Source organism: Mariniluteicoccus flavus (genome assembly GCF_054776655.1).
Genome location: NZ_BAAHBN010000006.1, coordinates 126890 through 142505, shown reverse-complemented (window position 1 = coordinate 142505; position 15616 = coordinate 126890). Strand labels below are relative to the sequence as shown.

The 15616-nt window shown below is 71.2% G+C and carries 15 protein-coding genes; 9 read left to right on the top strand and 6 right to left on the bottom strand.

Translation table 11 applies throughout. The features are described from left to right. Both hutI and hutG read left to right on the top strand, forming a co-directional pair. Positions 1 to 1191 (top strand): imidazolonepropionase, encoded by a 1191-nt coding sequence (hutI, locus tag ACYVAG_RS11630; protein WP_460769852.1) that lies wholly within the window; start codon positions 1 to 3, stop codon positions 1189 to 1191. After that, positions 1188 to 2276, top strand: coding sequence for a formimidoylglutamase (gene hutG / locus ACYVAG_RS11625; RefSeq protein ID WP_460769849.1), 1089 nt, complete (start codon positions 1188 to 1190; stop codon positions 2274 to 2276). The genes hutI and hutG overlap by 4 nt, the downstream gene beginning before the upstream one ends. Here the strand turns inward: hutG and ACYVAG_RS11620 are convergent. Next, complete coding sequence (locus ACYVAG_RS11620) at positions 2273 to 3226, bottom strand: FAD-dependent oxidoreductase (protein ID WP_460769847.1); 954 nt, start codon at positions 3224 to 3226, stop codon at positions 2273 to 2275. The genes hutG and ACYVAG_RS11620 overlap by 4 nt on opposite strands. A gap of 215 nt (positions 3227 to 3441) precedes the next feature. Here ACYVAG_RS11620 and ACYVAG_RS11615 point away from each other — a divergent pair, with 215 nt between their 5' ends. The 5 genes from ACYVAG_RS11615 (at position 3442) to ACYVAG_RS11595 (ending at position 8353) form a co-directional block, all read left to right on the top strand. Beyond that, positions 3442 to 4938 (top strand): purine-cytosine permease family protein, encoded by a 1497-nt coding sequence (locus tag ACYVAG_RS11615; RefSeq protein ID WP_460769845.1) that lies wholly within the window; start codon positions 3442 to 3444, stop codon positions 4936 to 4938. Between the two features lie 77 nt (positions 4939 to 5015). Next, a complete protein-coding gene (locus ACYVAG_RS11610; RefSeq protein WP_460769843.1) occupies positions 5016 to 5732 on the top strand; it encodes a CPBP family intramembrane glutamic endopeptidase in 717 nt (238 codons plus the stop codon). A 2-nt stretch (positions 5733 to 5734) separates the two neighbouring features. Next, positions 5735 to 7186, top strand: a complete 1452-nt coding sequence (locus tag ACYVAG_RS11605; protein WP_460769841.1) for a tryptophan-rich sensory protein — start codon at positions 5735 to 5737, stop codon at positions 7184 to 7186. Between the two features lie 55 nt (positions 7187 to 7241). Beyond that, positions 7242 to 7739: a pyridoxamine 5'-phosphate oxidase family protein gene (locus ACYVAG_RS11600; RefSeq protein WP_460769839.1), complete on the top strand. Its 498-nt coding sequence runs from the start codon at positions 7242 to 7244 to the stop codon at positions 7737 to 7739. A gap of 56 nt (positions 7740 to 7795) precedes the next feature. Next, complete coding sequence (locus ACYVAG_RS11595; RefSeq protein ID WP_460769837.1) at positions 7796 to 8353, top strand: hypothetical protein; 558 nt, start codon at positions 7796 to 7798, stop codon at positions 8351 to 8353. 112 nt (positions 8354 to 8465) lie between these two features. Here ACYVAG_RS11595 and ACYVAG_RS11590 read toward each other — a convergent pair whose 3' ends face one another. Then, positions 8466 to 8675: a hypothetical protein gene (locus ACYVAG_RS11590; RefSeq protein WP_460769836.1), complete on the bottom strand. Its 210-nt coding sequence runs from the start codon at positions 8673 to 8675 to the stop codon at positions 8466 to 8468. On the opposite strand from ACYVAG_RS11590, the gene ACYVAG_RS11585 reads away from it, so the two are divergent. Further along, positions 8665 to 10035: a M15 family metallopeptidase gene (locus ACYVAG_RS11585; protein WP_460769834.1), complete on the top strand. Its 1371-nt coding sequence runs from the start codon at positions 8665 to 8667 to the stop codon at positions 10033 to 10035. The genes ACYVAG_RS11590 and ACYVAG_RS11585 overlap by 11 nt on opposite strands. After that, positions 10035 to 10202, top strand: a complete 168-nt coding sequence (locus ACYVAG_RS11580) for a hypothetical protein (RefSeq protein WP_460769832.1) — start codon at positions 10035 to 10037, stop codon at positions 10200 to 10202. The genes ACYVAG_RS11585 and ACYVAG_RS11580 overlap by 1 nt, the downstream gene beginning before the upstream one ends. 418 nt (positions 10203 to 10620) lie before the next feature. On the opposite strand, the gene ACYVAG_RS11575 is transcribed toward ACYVAG_RS11580, so the two are convergent. The 4 genes from ACYVAG_RS11575 to ACYVAG_RS11560 are packed head-to-tail and all read right to left on the bottom strand — an operon-like array spanning position 10621 to position 15406. Further along, positions 10621 to 11487 carry a ribokinase gene (locus ACYVAG_RS11575; RefSeq protein WP_460769830.1) on the bottom strand — a complete coding sequence of 289 codons (867 nt, stop codon included), beginning with the start codon at positions 11485 to 11487 and terminating at the stop codon, positions 10621 to 10623. A gap of 14 nt (positions 11488 to 11501) precedes the next feature. Further along, positions 11502 to 13310, bottom strand: a complete 1809-nt coding sequence (locus ACYVAG_RS11570; protein ID WP_460769827.1) for a DNA/RNA non-specific endonuclease — start codon at positions 13308 to 13310, stop codon at positions 11502 to 11504. 44 nt (positions 13311 to 13354) lie between these two features. Then, positions 13355 to 13747, bottom strand: coding sequence for a phage holin family protein (locus ACYVAG_RS11565; RefSeq protein WP_460769826.1), 393 nt, complete (start codon positions 13745 to 13747; stop codon positions 13355 to 13357). 33 nt (positions 13748 to 13780) lie between these two features. Next, a complete protein-coding gene (locus ACYVAG_RS11560) occupies positions 13781 to 15406 on the bottom strand; it encodes an AMP-binding protein (RefSeq protein WP_460769824.1) in 1626 nt (541 codons plus the stop codon). Positions 15407 to 15616 lie beyond the last annotated feature (210 nt).

Below are 15616 nucleotides of genomic sequence, written 5' to 3'. Positions count from 1 at the left end.
TTGGCTGAGCGAGCGCAGCGAGTCGAAGCCACCCTCGTCCACAACATCGCCCACCTCGTCACCAACGACCCCACCCTCGGCGACGGGCCCCTCGGCATCCTCCGCGACGCCGCGGTCGTCGTCGAGGGCGGCCGGATCGCCTGGGTCGGTCCGAACGCCGAGGCCCAGCCCTGCGACGACCGCGTCGACGCCGAGGGCCGCGCGGTGATCCCCGGGTTCGTGGAGTCCCACTCCCACCTGGTGTTCGCCGGAGAGCGCGCGGAGGAGTTCGCGGCGCGCATGGCGGGGGAGAAGTACGCTGCCGGCGGCATCCGCACGACGCTGGCGAAGACCCGGGCCGCATCGTCGGAATCGCTGCACCGCAACGTGTCTCGGCTCGTCGCCGAGGCGCTGCGCCAGGGCACGACGACGGTGGAGTGCAAATCGGGCTATGACCAGACGGTGGCCGGCGAGCTGCGCTCGCTCGAGATCGCGGGCGCCCACGCCGACGAGGTCACCCTGCTCGCCGCCCACGTGTGTCCGCCGGAGTTCGAGGGACGCCAGGACGACTACGTACGCATGGTCATCGACGAGATGATCCCTGCCTGTGCAGCGAATGCGCGCTGGATCGACGTGTTCTGCGAGCGCGGTGCGTTCGACGGCGACCAGTCGCGCGCCATCCTGCGGGCGGGCCAGGCAGCGGGGCTGGGCGTACGCGTCCACGGGAACCAGCTGACCCAGGGACCCGGCATCCAGATCGCGGTCGAGCTCGGCGCGGCCTCGGTCGACCACGTCTGCCACACCGACGACGCCGACATCGAGGCGCTGGCGGCGTCGTCGACGGTCGCGACCGTGTTGCCGGGTGCGGATTTTTCGACCAGGAACAGATATCCGGACGCGAGGCGCATGATCGACGCGGGCGTGACCGTGGCGCTGGGGGCGGACTGCAACCCGGGGACCAGCTACACGACGTCGATCCCGTTCTGCATCGCCGTGGCCGTGCGCGACCTGCACATGACCCCCGACGAGGCGCTGTGGGCCGCGACGGCGGGCGGCGCGAAGGCCTTGCAGCGTCGGGATGTAGGAACCCTGACGGTCGGGAACCGCGCCGACCTCGCCTTCCTCGACGCCGATTCCCACCTCCACCTCGCCTATCGCCCGGGCGTACCCCTGGTGTCGCGGGTGATGCGCGGCGGCAGGATGGTCGCATGAGCGTCCCCGGCATCGATCGCCCCGCCCCCGCCTGGACCGGCCGCGACGACGGCCCCGGCATCGAGCACGCGCGCTGGCACTCGGTGGTGACGGTCGTGGGCGGTGAAAAGTGCACACCTGCGCGCAACACGCCGGGTGAAGAGCCGGATTCGGTGCGAAGTGCGCACACGTGTGCACTTTCCACCGACGAAACACACCCGCACCCCGGCGTCGCCCTCATCGGCTTCTGCTCCGACGAGGGCGTACGCCGCAACCTCGGCCGTGTCGGCGCCGCCGAGGGCCCGGCCGCCATCCGCCGCGCGCTGGGCTCCCTCTCGGCCCCCGGGCGACCCGAGATCGAGATCCCACTGACCGACCTCGGCGACGTCGTCGTCGACGGTGAGGACCTCGAGGGTTGCCACGACCGCCTCGGCCGGGCCGTGGCTGCGGCGCTCGATGCCGGGAACCTCGCGGTCGTCCTCGGCGGGGGCCACGAGGTCGCGTACGGCACCTATCGCGGCGTCGCCGAGAGCCACCGATCCGAGGGCGCGCGCCACGGCGTGTTCAACGTCGACGCCCACTTCGACCTGCGCCGGGCCGAGCGCGCCAGCTCAGGCACCCCGTTCCTGCAGATGTTCGACGACCAGCGGGCGGCCGGAAAGTCCTTCTCCTACAGCGTTGCCGGCATCTCCGAGGCCAACAACACGCAGGTCCTGTTCGACACCTCGGCCGAGCTGGGCGTCGACGTGCTGCCCGACCACGCGTGCACGCCCGAGGCCTGCGACGTGTTCGTGGACCGCTTCCTGGACACCGTCGACGTCGTCCACCTCACCATCGACCTCGACGCCATGCCGGCGGCCGTGGCCCCCGGCGTCAGCGCCCCGGCCGCCTTCGGCATCGGCGTCGACGTCGTGCGCCGCATGTGCCGCCGCATCACCGCGTCGGGGAAGCTCGCCGTCGTCGAGGTCGCCGAGCTGAACCCCGCGTACGACATCGACGCCCACACCGCCCGGCTGGCGGCGCGCCTTGTCGACGAGGTCGTGCGGGAGTACGCGTCGCGCTGGTCTCCCGGCGACCGGGGATCGTCCCTCCAGACGCCAGGCTAGGAGGCGCGCCCTCTGCCTACCCCCAGAAGTGCGAGCACGTCCTCGGCCGCACCCCAGGACTGGCTGACGCCCGACCCCCCGTGGCCGTAGTTGTGAATCACCGTGAGCCGGCCGCGCTGCTCGCGCTCCACCCGAGGGGTGTCGCGCACGGGTCGCAGACCCACGTCCACCCTGATCTGCCCCGCGCCCCTCAGGCGTGGTTCCAGCGCCTCACAGCGGCCGCGGATCCCGGCGCTGACCTCGTCATCGTCGGCCAGGCTCCAGTCGTCGTCCGTCGCTACGCCGCCCAGCAAGACCTGGTCGCCCTGCGGGAACCACGAGGTCCAGCTGCCAGTCATGGACCATTCGAAGAAGAAGGAGTCCAGCCCGGGGTTGGTGACGACGACGTGCTGGCCACGCACTGCGCGTACGCCGGGGTCGGGCACCAACTGGCGGGCACCGATTCCGCTGCAGTTCACCACCACGGGTGCGAGGGTGGCCGCCTCGTCCAGGCTGGCGAAACGCGTCTTCTCCACCCAGATCCCCTCGGTCGACAGTTGCCGAAGGAGATGGTCGAGGTACGCCGGCATGTCCGCAATGGGCACGTCCACCCAGAATGCCGACGCGAAGTCCATGGCCTCGTCGCTCGTGCAGGCTCGAAAGCCAGGTAGGTCACGCGCCCAGACGGGAATGCCGGGCGCCATCCGCGACACCAGTCGGCCCCGTACCAGTGCGATCCCGGCGTCGGCCTCGTGGCTGAGGGCGGTGAACTTCTCGTCACAGACCTGGGCCCAACGGTCCAGGCGGCTGTCGCCGGTGGGGATCCGCGGGCCGCACATCGCGCCGGCCACGGCCGAGGTTGTCCGGCCCGGGGGATCAGCCGCACACACCCGCACGCTGTGTCCGGCCTCGACCAGGCGCACTGCGCACGTCAGACCCATGACTCCTGCACCCACCACGACGATGTCCATGGCACCACTGTGGGTTCTCGGCAGGCGTTCGTCTTGAACAAATGGGAGACGAAGCGACAAGGCCGCGGCCCGGGGGCAGGTGTGACCCGCGTCACCACCTGTCTCATTGCCGAGACCAACAGGCGAACACCGCGTACGCCCGCTTCCGCCGGGTGCAAGGTATCCCCACCACGGGAGCGATTTCCGTGCGAAGGCGTGCACCCGAGGAGGAACACGTGAGCGAGACCACCACCGGCCAGACCACACCAGGCCAGACCGCCACCCGCGGGATCGAGCGCCGGACGATCGACATGATCCCCGACGAGGAGCGCCACGGCTCGCCGTGGAACCAGTTCACGTTGTGGTTCGGGGCGAACCTCCAGATCACCGCCATCGTCGACGGCGCGCTCGCGGTCGTGTTCGGCGCGGACGCGCTGTGGGCGATCATCGGCCTGTTCATCGGCCAGGTCCTCGGCGGCATCGTCATGGCGCTCCACTCCGCCCAGGGCCCGCGGCTCGGGCTGCCCCAGATGATCAGCTCGCGCGCGCAGTTCGGCGTCTTCGGTGCCGCGATCCCCCTCGTGCTGGTCGTCCTGCTCTATCTCGGGTTCGCCTCGACCGGCACGGTGCTGTCGGGGCAGGCCATCAACGCCGCCCTCGGAATCAAGGCGCCGATCGTCGGAATCGCGATCTTCGCCGCGCTCACGGCCCTCGTCGCGATCATCGGCCACAACCTGATCCACGCGCTGGGCCGGATCGCCTCGGTGGTCGGCATCCTGGGTCTCGGCTATCTCGCGATCCGCCTGTTCCAGCTCAACGACTTCTCCGCCGCGATCAGCCAGTCGAAGTTCGAGATCGCGCCGTTCCTGCTCGCGGTGTCGCTGTCGGCCGGCTGGCAGCTGACGTACGGGCCCTATGTGGCCGACTATTCGCGCTACCTCCCGCGTACGACCAAGGAGTCGACCACCTTCTGGGCGACGTTCCTCGGCTCGGTCGGCGGCGCGACCATCGCGATGACCCTCGGCGTCTTCGTCGCCCAGGCCGGTGGCAAGGCCTTCATGGCCAACCAGGTCGGCTATCTCGGCGGGCTCGCGCAGGCCGCGTGGGTCGCCGTCCTGATCTACCTCGTCATCGTCGTCGGCAAGCTCACGATCAACACGCTCAACGCGTACGGCGGGTTCATGTCGATCGCGACCACGCTGGCCGCGTTCACCCACAAGGACCGCGTCTCGCCGACCGCACGCGTGATCTGGGTCGTGGTCTTCAACCTCGTCGCCGCGGCGATCGCCCTGTGGGCCACCGCCGACTTCCTCAACAACTTCAAGAACTTCGTGCTCGCCCTGCTCATGGTGTTCACGCCATGGTCGGCGATCAACCTGCTCGACTACTACCTGATCTCGAAGGAGAAGGTCGACATCCCGGCGCTCTACGACCCCAAGGGGCGCTACCGCGGCTGGCAGTGGGGCACGATCGCCGTCTATGTCATCGGCGTGCTGGTGCAGATCCCCTTCATGGCGCAGAAGCTCTATACAGGCCCGATCACGAAGATGCTCGGCGGCGTCGACATCTCGTGGATCGTCGGCCTGGTGGTGACGGCGTTGATCTACTACCCCGTGGCAAAGCGGTCGGTCCAGCACCCGAGCCGCATGATCTACCCGGCCCACCTGGACCACCTCAACGAGCGCGAGGGTGGCTCGACGGCGGCCGTGGAGACGGAGCCCGCGCGGTCCTGACGCGTACGCAGCGGAGTCCGCTCAGGGTCAACGTGCAACGATGGGGTGACCCGACCACCACCCCGAGGGGGCCGCCCGTGCACGAGATCGCCGAGAGCCCCAGCGCGCAGAACCTGGGCGAACCGGGCCCCAGCGCCCCGGACCAGACCCGCCGGCGTGCCGTGGTCGCCGTCACCCTCGTCGTCGGCGCAGGCCTCCTCTGGTGGTCCCTCGGCCTCGAGCCCGGCGACACCGCGTTCTATGGGGCCACCCTCGCCCTCGCGGCCGTCTGGGCCGGCGGCGCCTTCGCCTCGGGTCCGATCCCGCTCGGTGAGGGACGCCGGCCCGGTGCCGGCCCCACGTCCCTCCTCCTGCCGGCCTTCGTCCTCGGCCTGCTCCTCCTTGCGGTCTTCCTCGTCGGCGCGCTCGTCGTGTCCCAGATCCCGCTGCTCGCCGGCCCCGTCGACGGACTCCTCGACCACGCGCGCCGCGGCTCGCTCGCCCTGGTGCTCCTGAGCACCGTCATCAACGGCTTCGCCGAGGAGACCTTCTTCCGCGGCGCCCTGTACGCAGCCGTCCCCACCCACCTCCCTGCTGCCGGTTACCTGCCTGTCGCCGTCACCACGGCCGTCTACGCCCTGTCGACGATCGGCTCCGGCGTACCCCTGCTCGTCTTCGCCGCCGTCCTGCTCGGCCTGGTGACCGCGCTGCAGCGCCGCGCCACCGGCGGCGTCCTCGCCCCGATGATCACGCACGTCACGTGGTCGACCGGCATGCTCCTGCTCCTCCCGCCCGTTCTCGAGATCCTGAGGTGACCATGACCGACACGACCCCGACCCCCGCGACCACCACCACAACAAAGACCCGCCGCGCCCTCGTCACCGGCGCGTCCGGCTATGTCGGCGGCCTGCTGGTCCCGAAGCTCCTCGAGGACGGCTGGACCGTACGCGTCCTCACCCGCGACGCCGACCACCTCGACTCCCCGTGGGTCGACGACGTCGAGGTGGCCGAGGGCGACGCCACCTCCGCGGACGACCTCCGCGAGGCCCTCGCCGACGTGACCGCCGCGTACTTCCTCATCCACTCCATGGAGGGCGGCGGCGGCTTCGCCGACGAGGACCGCGACGTGGCCAAGACCTTCGCCGCCGAGGCGAAACAGGCGGGCGTACGCCGGATCGTCTATCTCTCCGGCCTCCACCCCGACGGCGAGCTGTCCGAACACCTGGCCTCGCGCGTCGAGGTGGGCGACATCCTGCTCGACTCCGGCGTACCCACCGCGGTGCTGCAGGCCGCCGTCGTGCTCGGCCACGGGTCGGCGAGCTTCGAGATGTTGCGCTACCTGACCACGCGCCTGCCCGCGATGGTCGCGCCGAAGTGGCTCGAGAACCGCATCCAGCCGATCGCGATCGACGACGTCCTGCACTATCTGGTGGCGGCCGCCTCGCTGCCCGACGACGTCAACCGCACCTTCGACATCGGTGGTCCTGACGTGTTGACCTACGCCGAGATGATGCAGGAGTTCGCGTCGGTGACCGGGCTGCGCAAGCGCGTCGTGCAGACCGTGCCGGTGATGACGCCCGAGCTCGCGTCGCTGTGGGTCGGGCTCGTGACCCCGGTGAACGCGAAGGTCGCCCGGCCTCTGGTCGGCTCGCTGGTCCACGAGGTCGTCGTGCAGGAGCGCGACCTCGACGACCTCGTCGGCGCGCCGCCCGGCGGCCACACGCCCTATCGCGAGGGGGTCGCGAAGGCCATGCGCGGCGTCCCGAAGGACCGCGCGTTCCCGATCTGGGCCGCCACCGTCGGCGCGGTCACCGCGACCGCGGCCGCCGGCACAGCGGTCACCGACCCGACCAGCGCCTGGTATCGCTCGCTCGACCTCCCGGCGTGGCAGCCCCCGAAGCTCGCGTTCCCCATCGCCTGGACCGCGCTGTACGCCGACATCGCCCTCACCTGCGGCAGCACGCTGGTCAAGCTCGACCAGCGCGCGGCCGAGGGCGACCGCGAGGCCGCGAGGCGGCGCGACGGCCTGGCGCGGGCGCTCGCCGTGAACCTCGTCCTCAACTTCGGCTGGTCGGCGCTGTTCTTCGGCGCCAAGAAGCCCGCGGTCTCCGCCGTCGAGGCGGCCCTGCTGGCCGCCAGCTCGACCGACCTCGTACGCCGGGTCGCGGCGGCCGACGGTCGCGCCGGCGCCGCGCTGTCGCCGTACGCCGCCTGGACCACCTTCGCGACCGCCCTCTCGACCGAGATCTGGCGGCGCAACCGCCGTTGATGCACCCGTGGCCCGGCGCCCGCCGGGACCCACACCCCCACCGGAAGGAACGACCATGAGCCAGCAGCCCCTCTCCACCGATCCCAAGGACGTCGAGCAGATCCGTTCGCTGATGGAGGACATCGACATCGCGATGGTCACCACCCACGACGCGTCGGCCGACCGCCTCATCAGCCGCCCGTTGTCGACGCAGATGGCCGAGGAGGACGGCGACGTCCTGTTCCTCACCACGCGCAGCAGCTCGTTCGTCCGCGACATCACCGTCAACCCGCAGGTCAACGTCGCGTACACGTCGAAGAAGGCCTGGATCTCGGTGGCCGGCGAGGCCCGCGTCGTCGAGGACCGCGCGCTGGTCGAGAAGCTCTGGAGCGCCGGCGCGTCGGCGTTCATGGAAGGCGGGCCCGAGAACCCCGACAACGTGGTCGTCCGCGTCCACGGCGACACCGCCGAGCTGTGGGGCGGCGGGTCGCTGGTCGGTCTCGCGGTGAAGATGGTCCGCGGCATGGTCGGCAACAAGGACGACGACGGGACCAAGGTCGTCGACCTCGGCTGATTTGGGCGGTCCCCCGCCCGCTGGTTGGATGTATGCCCGATCTTCGAGGAGGAACCATGACCGCGTTCTGGCGTGACACCGATCGTTCTGCCGTGCCCGTGCAGGTGGCGATCAGCGAATGGGCGCTGGCGGCCTGGGACGTGCTCGAGGCGATCGCGGGGCGGTGGAACAAGACCGTGACGGAGGACGACCTCGGCTCGGAGGTGCAGCGCCGCTCCGGGATCGCGACCTCGACCCCGACCGATTCCTGGATCGGGCCGGTGCTCTCGCTGGTGGCCCAGCGTTCCCACGAGTCACGCGGTCCGGCGCTGGTCTCGCTCGTCGTCGACGAGGCCGGCCACCCAGTGCCCGCATTCAGAGAGGCGTTGGGGCTCGAGGGCCGGTCGGCGCTCGGCGCGGCCGACCTCGCCGAGCAGGCGCGGGAGACGCGGCTGAGCTGCCACCGGGCGTACGGGGCGAAGATCCCGCGGGGCGCGGCGGAGGCGGCGCCGCGTACGCCGCGGGCGACCAAGGCGGCCGCGGCCCCCGCCAAGCCGCCGAACCCCCAGCGCGCGATGTGTCCGAAGTGTTTCCTCGAGGTGCCGGTCACCGGCGTCTGCGACAACTGCGACTGACAGATTTCCCACCTGTCCACCTGACCCGCCCGTCAGATCCATGCGAGGATGGCGACGCAGTGGGGGCTGCTCGGGGGCCCTCGCGAACCTTGGGGGATCGACATATGCGGCTTCACCGACGGACGCTGGTTGCGGGGCTGGCCCTCGCTCTGGCCTCGACCAGCGCCGCGTACGCGGCCCCGACGCCGACCGGGACGCCGACCCCCACCGTGACGCCGTCCCGCGCTGCAACGGTGACGCCGAGCGCGACACCCACCCCGACCGCGACCACGTCCACGCCGACGCCCGCCGCGACCCCCCGGGCGGCTGCGTTGACCCCCATCCAACAGCGGTACGCCGAGCTCGGCGGTCCCACCGGTGAGCTCGGTGCCCCGACCAGCCCGGAGTTCGCGGCCGGCCGGGGCCTCACGGCCCAGATCTTCGAGCGCGGCAACCTCTATTGGCGCGCCGACCTCGGCGTCACCCTGGTCCGCGGGCCGATCCTGCAGGCCTACGGCCGCCACGGCTGGGAGCACGGCACGATCGACGCCCCCACCGCCGGCGAGTTCCGCAGCGGCGACGGCCGCTCGGTCCTGAACTGGTTCGCCGGCAACAACGGCACGACGATCATCCACAACCCCGCGACCGGGGCCCACGTCGTGCAGGGAGCCGTGCGCGACAAGTGGCACGCCCTCGGTGCCGAGTTCCACCTCGGGCTGCCGACCACCGACGAGTTCGCCGGCAACGACGGTGGACGCTCCCGCCTCAACTTCTTCGCGGGGCCGGGGTTCGACGCCTCGATCGTCTGGACGCCGTCCACCGGCGCACACGAGGTGCGCGGTGCGATCCGCGAGCGCTGGCACACGGTCGGCGCCGAGGGCGGTGCGCTCGGGGCGCCGACGTCCGACGAGTTCGAGGGGCAGCGCGCGCGGGTGAACCGCTTCGAGCGGGGCCTCATCATCTGGACGCCCGCCAGCGGCGCCCATCCGGTGCTCGGCGCGCTTCTCGATGAATATGCGCGCCGCGGCTGGGAGGGCGGCGACCTCGGGGCCCCGACCTCGGGCGAGTGGCGCTTCGACGGTGGCTGGGGCCAGGACTTCCAGAACGGCCGCCTCCTCTTCCACGACAACGGCACGTTCCGCACCCAGGTGAGCGTGAACGCGTACGTCCGCCAGGCCCAGCCCGCCGACGTCCAGAAGACCTACCGCGCCGGCTGCCCCGTCGGCCCCGACCAGCTGCGCGTGGTCGAGATGAACCACCTCGGCTATGACGGCCGCATCCGCCGCGGCATGATGGTGCTCCGCTGGGACGCCGTCGACCGCACCATCAACGCGTTCGCCGGCGGCGGCTGGGACTCGTTCCCCATCAACTCGATGCTCAACCCCGACGTGTGGGGCAACGACCCCGACCAGATGGCCGCGAACAACACCTCGGGATTCTTCTGCCGCTCGGTGGTCGGCAACCCCTATTCCCAGAGCCCCCACTCCTACGGTCGCTCGGTCGACGTCAACACCGTCCAGAACCCCTATTTCGACGGGTCGCGCTGGTGGCCGGCGAACGGGACGCCCTGGATCGACCGCAACCGCCGCGACCCCGGCATGCTCTTCGACAGCGGCATCATGACCAGGAACATGACCGACAACGGCTATTTCTGGGGCGGCTGGTGGGCGGCCCGGGACTACCAGCACTTCCAGATCAACTGATGCGTACGCGGGTCGGCGTCGTCGCCCTGGCCGTCGCCGCCGTGGTGTCCGACCGCACGCCGTGGAGCGAGGCGGGGCGGGTGCGCGGGCGATCGGTCGTGCTGGTGCTGGTCGGCGGGCTGGAGGAGGACCTGCGGGTGATGGGGGAGGCGGTCGGAAGGGTCTAGGGCCGTCAACATTGCGCCGCTCCGCGGCGCGATCGGCCTCGCGCGCACAATCCGGTGTGTGCGGACACTCTTCGCGACGCGGCCCGACGTGGGTTCGAAGCCTGCGGTTCGTCGGTAGGGCCGCGCCGCTCATCGGTCCTCCAGACACCGGGCGCGCGAGTCCAGGCGGGGCTGGCCGGGACGTTCTCCGAGCGAGCACTTCGTCTCGGCCGCGGGCGGCCTCGCTCAGCACAGGCTCCGCGAGACGAGGAGCCGACGGCTCGGGCAGCCCCTGTTGGCGAACGCACGTGCAGTTGGAGTGTCGAAATTGCGTTGGCGAACGTTGCAGCGTTCGCGAGGACAACTTCGGTTCGCCAACTGCAGGACGGTTCGCCAACCGCAAAGGTGACGCGCGCGCGGAGCGCCCGACCCCGCCGCCCTACACCTCCTTCGGCTGCGCCCCTTCCCGCCCCACCACGTACGCCGCCGCCTCCGTCCCGCGCTTGGCCGCCTCGACGAGGTCGCAGCCGGTGGACAGCGCCGCCGCCAGCGCCCCCACGAACGCGTCGCCCGCGCCCGTCGTGTCGACCGCGTCGACGCGTTGCGCGGGCACGCGTACGCGGTCGTCACCCGACGCCACCAGCGACCCCTCCGCGCCCAGCGTCATGACCACCGACCGCGGACCTCGCTCCAGCAGTGCGTCGACCAACTCGTCGGGCGAGCCCTCGCGACCGGCGAGATCCGCCGCCTCGGATTCGTTCACCACCAGGGGATCGCAGGCAGCGAGCACACCGGCCGACAGGGCCGCCGAGGGTGCGGCGTTCAGCACCAGCCGATAGCCCGACCGCCCGCTCCGCGCCGCGAGCGCCTCGATCGAGGCCATCGGGATCTCCAACTGGGCAACCACGACCCGCACGTCGTCGAGCTCAGCCGCTCCCTCGACCACGTCGGGGGTCAGGTGGCCGTTCGCCCCCGGGCACACGACGATCGCGTTCTCGCCGTCGGGGGTCACCGTGATCAGCGCGACCCCGGTCGGGGCGTCGACGCGGCGGACCGGGGCGGTGTCGACCCCGGCCGCGCTCAGCGAGTCGAGAATCAGTGCGGACGCGTCGTCGGATCCCAAGCAGGCAAGGAAACCGGCCCGCACGCCGGCCCGGCCGGCCGACCACGCCTGGTTCGCGCCCTTGCCCCCGGGGAGGCGGCGCAGGTCGCCGCCCATGACGGTCTCGCCCGCGCCGGGGCGACGGTCGAGCGCGGTGACGAGGTCGCAGTTGGCCGACCCCACGACAAGGACATCGAAAGCCATGCCTCAGGCTAACGTCACCACACGATGTCGTCGACGGAGGCCAGCTCGCGCGGCTCGCTGACGGCCTCGGCCACGGTGCCCGCGGTGAGGGCGGCCGGGAACACCACCCCCGTACGCGCGGTCAGGTCGTCGAGTTGCACCTGGAAGGTGCGGAACTCGGCCAGGTCCAGCGTCTCGAGCCGGTCCAGGTTCTGGGTCAGCAGGAAAGCCCGCGCCTTCAACTTCTCGCCCTCGACGAACGCGATCACCTTCCAGAACTCGCGGGGGAGGCGTACGCCGCGGTAGTCGCGGTCGTCCGGCCCGAGCACCGGGCCGCCGATGCAGCTGATGCGCAGGCGGTCGACGTCGACCTCCGCATAGACGGCCTCCTCCAGCTTCCCCCAGACCCCGCCCTTGCTGCCCTGGTTGAAGTTCTCGATCTGCGGCGCGATGTTGGTGAAGAAGAACGAGTCGGCGTTGGCCTGCTCGGCGTCCGGCCCCCAGGTCAGGTCGGCGCGGCGCGCGATGTGGCCGCGGTCGAGGCGGTTGCCCGCGTACGCCTCGTCGCCGACCTGCGCGGTCTTCGGCACCCGGGGGTCGAGCCGGAACTTCATCGACGACCGGCTGAGCCGGCGCAGGTCGCCGCCGTCGACGTTCCAGGCGACCCAGCGGGCGAGTCGCCGCGACCGGCTCTGCACGAGCGAGAAGTGGGTGTAGTCGATGACCTCCGACCCGTCGACCTTCACCAGGTCGCGGGCCAGCTCCGGGGTCACGGTCGGCGCATCCACTGTGTGTGCCAGGAAATCCGGGTCGTAGCCGCGCGACTTCGCGGCCACCTGCGGCGTCACCGTCGGTTTCAGCGTGACCTGCAGCTTCTCGAACACCGAGCGCGGCAGGCAGGCGAGCGCGTGTTCGGCCCCACCGCCGGCGTCGCCGCCGAAGTGGAGTCCGGCGAGCACGCGCGACGTGCGCCCGTTGGCCGACCGGAACAGCCACGCGGCGCCGGAATCCCCGCCGTCGCTGAGTTTCTGATCGATCGCCGGCCGGCCCGCGTCGGGGCCGATCTCGAAGCCGCCGATGCGCTTCTCGCCGACGCCCTCGCCGTAGTTCAGCTCGACGATGACGTCCACACGCGTCACCACGCCATGGGTGACCCCGGTCGTACGCCCGCTCTTGACGACCTTGTCGCCCAGCTCGGGGTCGCCGATCTCGTCGGGGGCGGCGCCGAGGTCCATGATCACGGGATCGATGCCCCGCCCCTCCACCGTGGCCACCGCGCAGTCGCCGGCCACGCCGAGGTGGGAGCGCACCAGGGTCCCGAGGTGGTTGCGGTCGACCCGGTTGTCGTCGTGGGGACCCGGCTGGACGACGGTGTCGCCGATCCTCCCCTGTGGCCCGTGGAGGACGTGCCAGTTGCTCAACACCAGCGGTACGCCGTCCTCCGCACCGTGCACGATGCACCCCAGGGTGCCCGCCGACACCGTCGGGTGGGCAATGCTGACGCCCGGCACGACCGGGTCGACGCGCATTTTGCGTGCGTCCGCGGCCGCCTCCGGCACGACCTGGTACGCCGGGACGAAGCTGCGCTCGAGCACATCGGTGGGCACCTCGGCCGAGTCGACCGTGATGGTCTCCGGCAGCGGCGACGACCCGACCGACTGGATCTGGCCCTCGGGCAGCTTCGCGTGGACCGTGAACTGGAGCGCGACGGTGTCGGTGACCCGGCCGTCGACGACCTTGAGTCCGACGCCGATCGACGAGATGTTCGGGTCGTCGAGATAGCGCTCGCCGTGGGCGCGTACGAACCGACGCAGGGACGCGGGGGTGGCCTTGGGGGTGGGCATGGGCCCAGCCTCTCATTCGCCCCCGGGCCCGGCCCGAAGACCCGTCAGCGCCGCTCGCGCCGCTCGCCCGGCTCGGGCAGCAGCACCGTCAGCAGCCCCGACACGAGGCTGATCACGATCGACCCGAACACCGCCGGCCAGAACCCGTTCACCAGGAACCCGAAGCCGAGCTGCTGGGCCAGCCACGAGGTGAGCATCAGCATCAGCGCGTTGATCACCAGCAGGAACAGCCCCAGCGTGAGCACGACGAGGCAGCCTGTCAGGGCCTTGAACAGCGGCTTCACCACGCTGTTGACGAGCCCGAAGATCAGGGCGACGACGACGAGCGTGATGATGCGGGTCGTGGTGTCACCGGCGACGAGGTCGATGCCGGGGACGAACCAGGTCGCGACGGCGGTGGCGAGGGCGGTGGCCAGGAGGCGCAGGATCCAGGTCATGCACCCATGGTTGCACCGCGCGCCAACCCGGGGTCAGTTCGGCCCTTCGGCCCGCATGGCCCGCAGCTCGACCCGGCGTACCTTCCCCGACGGCGTCTTCGGCAGCTCCGGCACGAAGTGGATCTGGCGCGGGTAGGCGTGTGCCGCGTAGTTCTGCTTCACGTGCTGCTGCAGTTCGGCCGCCAGCGCGTCGGAGGCCTCGTGGCCGGGGAGCAGCACCACGTACGCCTCCAACACCTCGCCGCGCAGTTCGTCGGGTACGCCGATGGCCGCAGACTCGGCCACGGCCGGGTGGGTGACCAGCGTCGACTCGACCTCGAACGGCCCGATGCGATAGCCGGCCATGAGGATGACGTCGTCTTCGCGCGCCGAGAAGAAGTAGTCGCCGTCGTCGTCGCGGCGGCCGGCGTCGCCGGTGAAATACCAGACGCCGTCGGGCGAGAAGCGGTCGCTCGAGCGCTCGTCGCCGTACGCGTACCCCGGGAACCACATCAGCGGGGTGTCGATCCGCAGGGCGACGCGGCCCACCGACCCGTCGGTGACCTCGCGGTCGTGGAGGTTGTCGAGGATCGCCGCCTCGAAGCCCGGCATCGGGCGCCCCATCGAGCCCGGGTTCAGCTCGCGCCGCAGCCCGTCGGCCCAGCAGTTGATGACGCACATGCCCATCTCGGTCTGGCCGTAGTGGTCGCGGATCGTCTGCCCCAGGTTCTTCTCGGCCCACGTCATGATCTCGGGGTTCAGCGGCTCGCCCGCGCTGGAGATCACGCGGAGGCTCGGCTTCGGGCCCTCCGGCGCACCCGCGGCGCGCAGCGCTCGGAACACCGTCGGCGCGGCGGCGAGGTTGGTCACGCCGAACCTCTCGAGCACCTTCCACGTCGTCTCCGGCGCGAAACCGCCCTTCAGCAACAGGTTGCGTCGGCCCATGACGAGCGGGCCGAGGATGCCGTAGTAGAGGCCGTACGCCCAGCCCGGATCCGCCACGTTCCAGAAGACGTCGTCGGCGCGGACGTCGAGGCCGAACTCCAGATAGCCCTGGAAGGCCGCGAGCGCCCGGACGGGGACGGGCACCGCCTTGGGGTGGCCGGTGGTGCCGGAGGTGAACAGGTGGACCATGTCATCGTCGGGCTTCCGCGTGGCGGCAGGGAATCCGGGCTCCTGGGCGGCGAGCAGGGCGTCGAGGGCCGGGCGATCGGAGTCCCCCGCGTCGCCGGCCACCACGACCTGCCAGGACGCGTCGGCGGGGATGTCGGTCGACGGCGCCAGCTTCGCGACCTGGCCCGAGTCGGCGATGACCACCTTCGCGTCGGACGGCACGAGCCGCGCGGCGATGCCGGACGGCGCGAAGGCGGTGAACAGCGGCACCAGCACGGCGCCGAGACGCCAGATGCCGAGCACGACGGTCGCGTACGCGGCCGACTTCCCCATGAGGGTGGCGACGCGATCGCCGGGGCCGACACCCAGCGCGGCGAGCGCTGCGGCCATGCGTTCCGAGGACTCCTTCAACTCGCCGTAGGTGAGGTCGACGGCGCTGAGGTCGGGCTCGATCACGGTGAAGGCCACCTGGTCGGCCGGGTGGCGGTCACAGAGGAGCGCGGCGGGCGCGACGGGGCCGGAGACCTCCGTGAGCAGGGCGTCGACGCGGGAGGAGAAGTCGGACATGGGGCGGCCTTTCGGTACACGACGGTGTGTCGGTTCACGACGGTGTGAGGAGGCTGCGACGGCGCAGGCCGTCGCGGCGACCGTAGCGCGTGGAGACGCGCGTACGCATCACTTTGACGGGATCCCCCTCGACCGGGGGTGTCCGCATTCTGGAACAAACCTTGCAATGATTGAGAGGAATGAGTTGAGTGAGCCCCGTCACAGCCGTCC

Excerpts from the sequence above, each read along its gene's own strand:
- ACYVAG_RS11560 (WP_460769824.1), bottom strand. The coding sequence starts at position 15,406 with ATGTCCGACTTCTCCTCCCGCGTCGACGCCCTGCTCACGGAGGTCTCC.
- ACYVAG_RS11570 (WP_460769827.1), bottom strand. The coding sequence starts at position 13,310 with ATGCCCACCCCCAAGGCCACCCCCGCGTCCCTGCGTCGGTTCGTACGC.
- ACYVAG_RS11620 (WP_460769847.1), bottom strand. The coding sequence starts at position 3,226 with ATGGACATCGTCGTGGTGGGTGCAGGAGTCATGGGTCTGACGTGCGCA.
- hutG (WP_460769849.1), top strand. The coding sequence starts at position 1,188 with ATGAGCGTCCCCGGCATCGATCGCCCCGCCCCCGCCTGGACCGGCCGC.
- ACYVAG_RS11605 (WP_460769841.1), top strand. The coding sequence starts at position 5,735 with ATGACCGACACGACCCCGACCCCCGCGACCACCACCACAACAAAGACC.
- ACYVAG_RS11600 (WP_460769839.1), top strand. The coding sequence starts at position 7,242 with ATGAGCCAGCAGCCCCTCTCCACCGATCCCAAGGACGTCGAGCAGATC.
- ACYVAG_RS11575 (WP_460769830.1), bottom strand. The coding sequence starts at position 11,487 with ATGGCTTTCGATGTCCTTGTCGTGGGGTCGGCCAACTGCGACCTCGTC.
- ACYVAG_RS11580 (WP_460769832.1), top strand. The coding sequence starts at position 10,035 with ATGCGTACGCGGGTCGGCGTCGTCGCCCTGGCCGTCGCCGCCGTGGTG.
- ACYVAG_RS11595 (WP_460769837.1), top strand. The coding sequence starts at position 7,796 with ATGACCGCGTTCTGGCGTGACACCGATCGTTCTGCCGTGCCCGTGCAG.
- ACYVAG_RS11565 (WP_460769826.1), bottom strand. The coding sequence starts at position 13,747 with ATGACCTGGATCCTGCGCCTCCTGGCCACCGCCCTCGCCACCGCCGTC.
- ACYVAG_RS11590 (WP_460769836.1), bottom strand. The coding sequence starts at position 8,675 with ATGGGGGTCAACGCAGCCGCCCGGGGGGTCGCGGCGGGCGTCGGCGTG.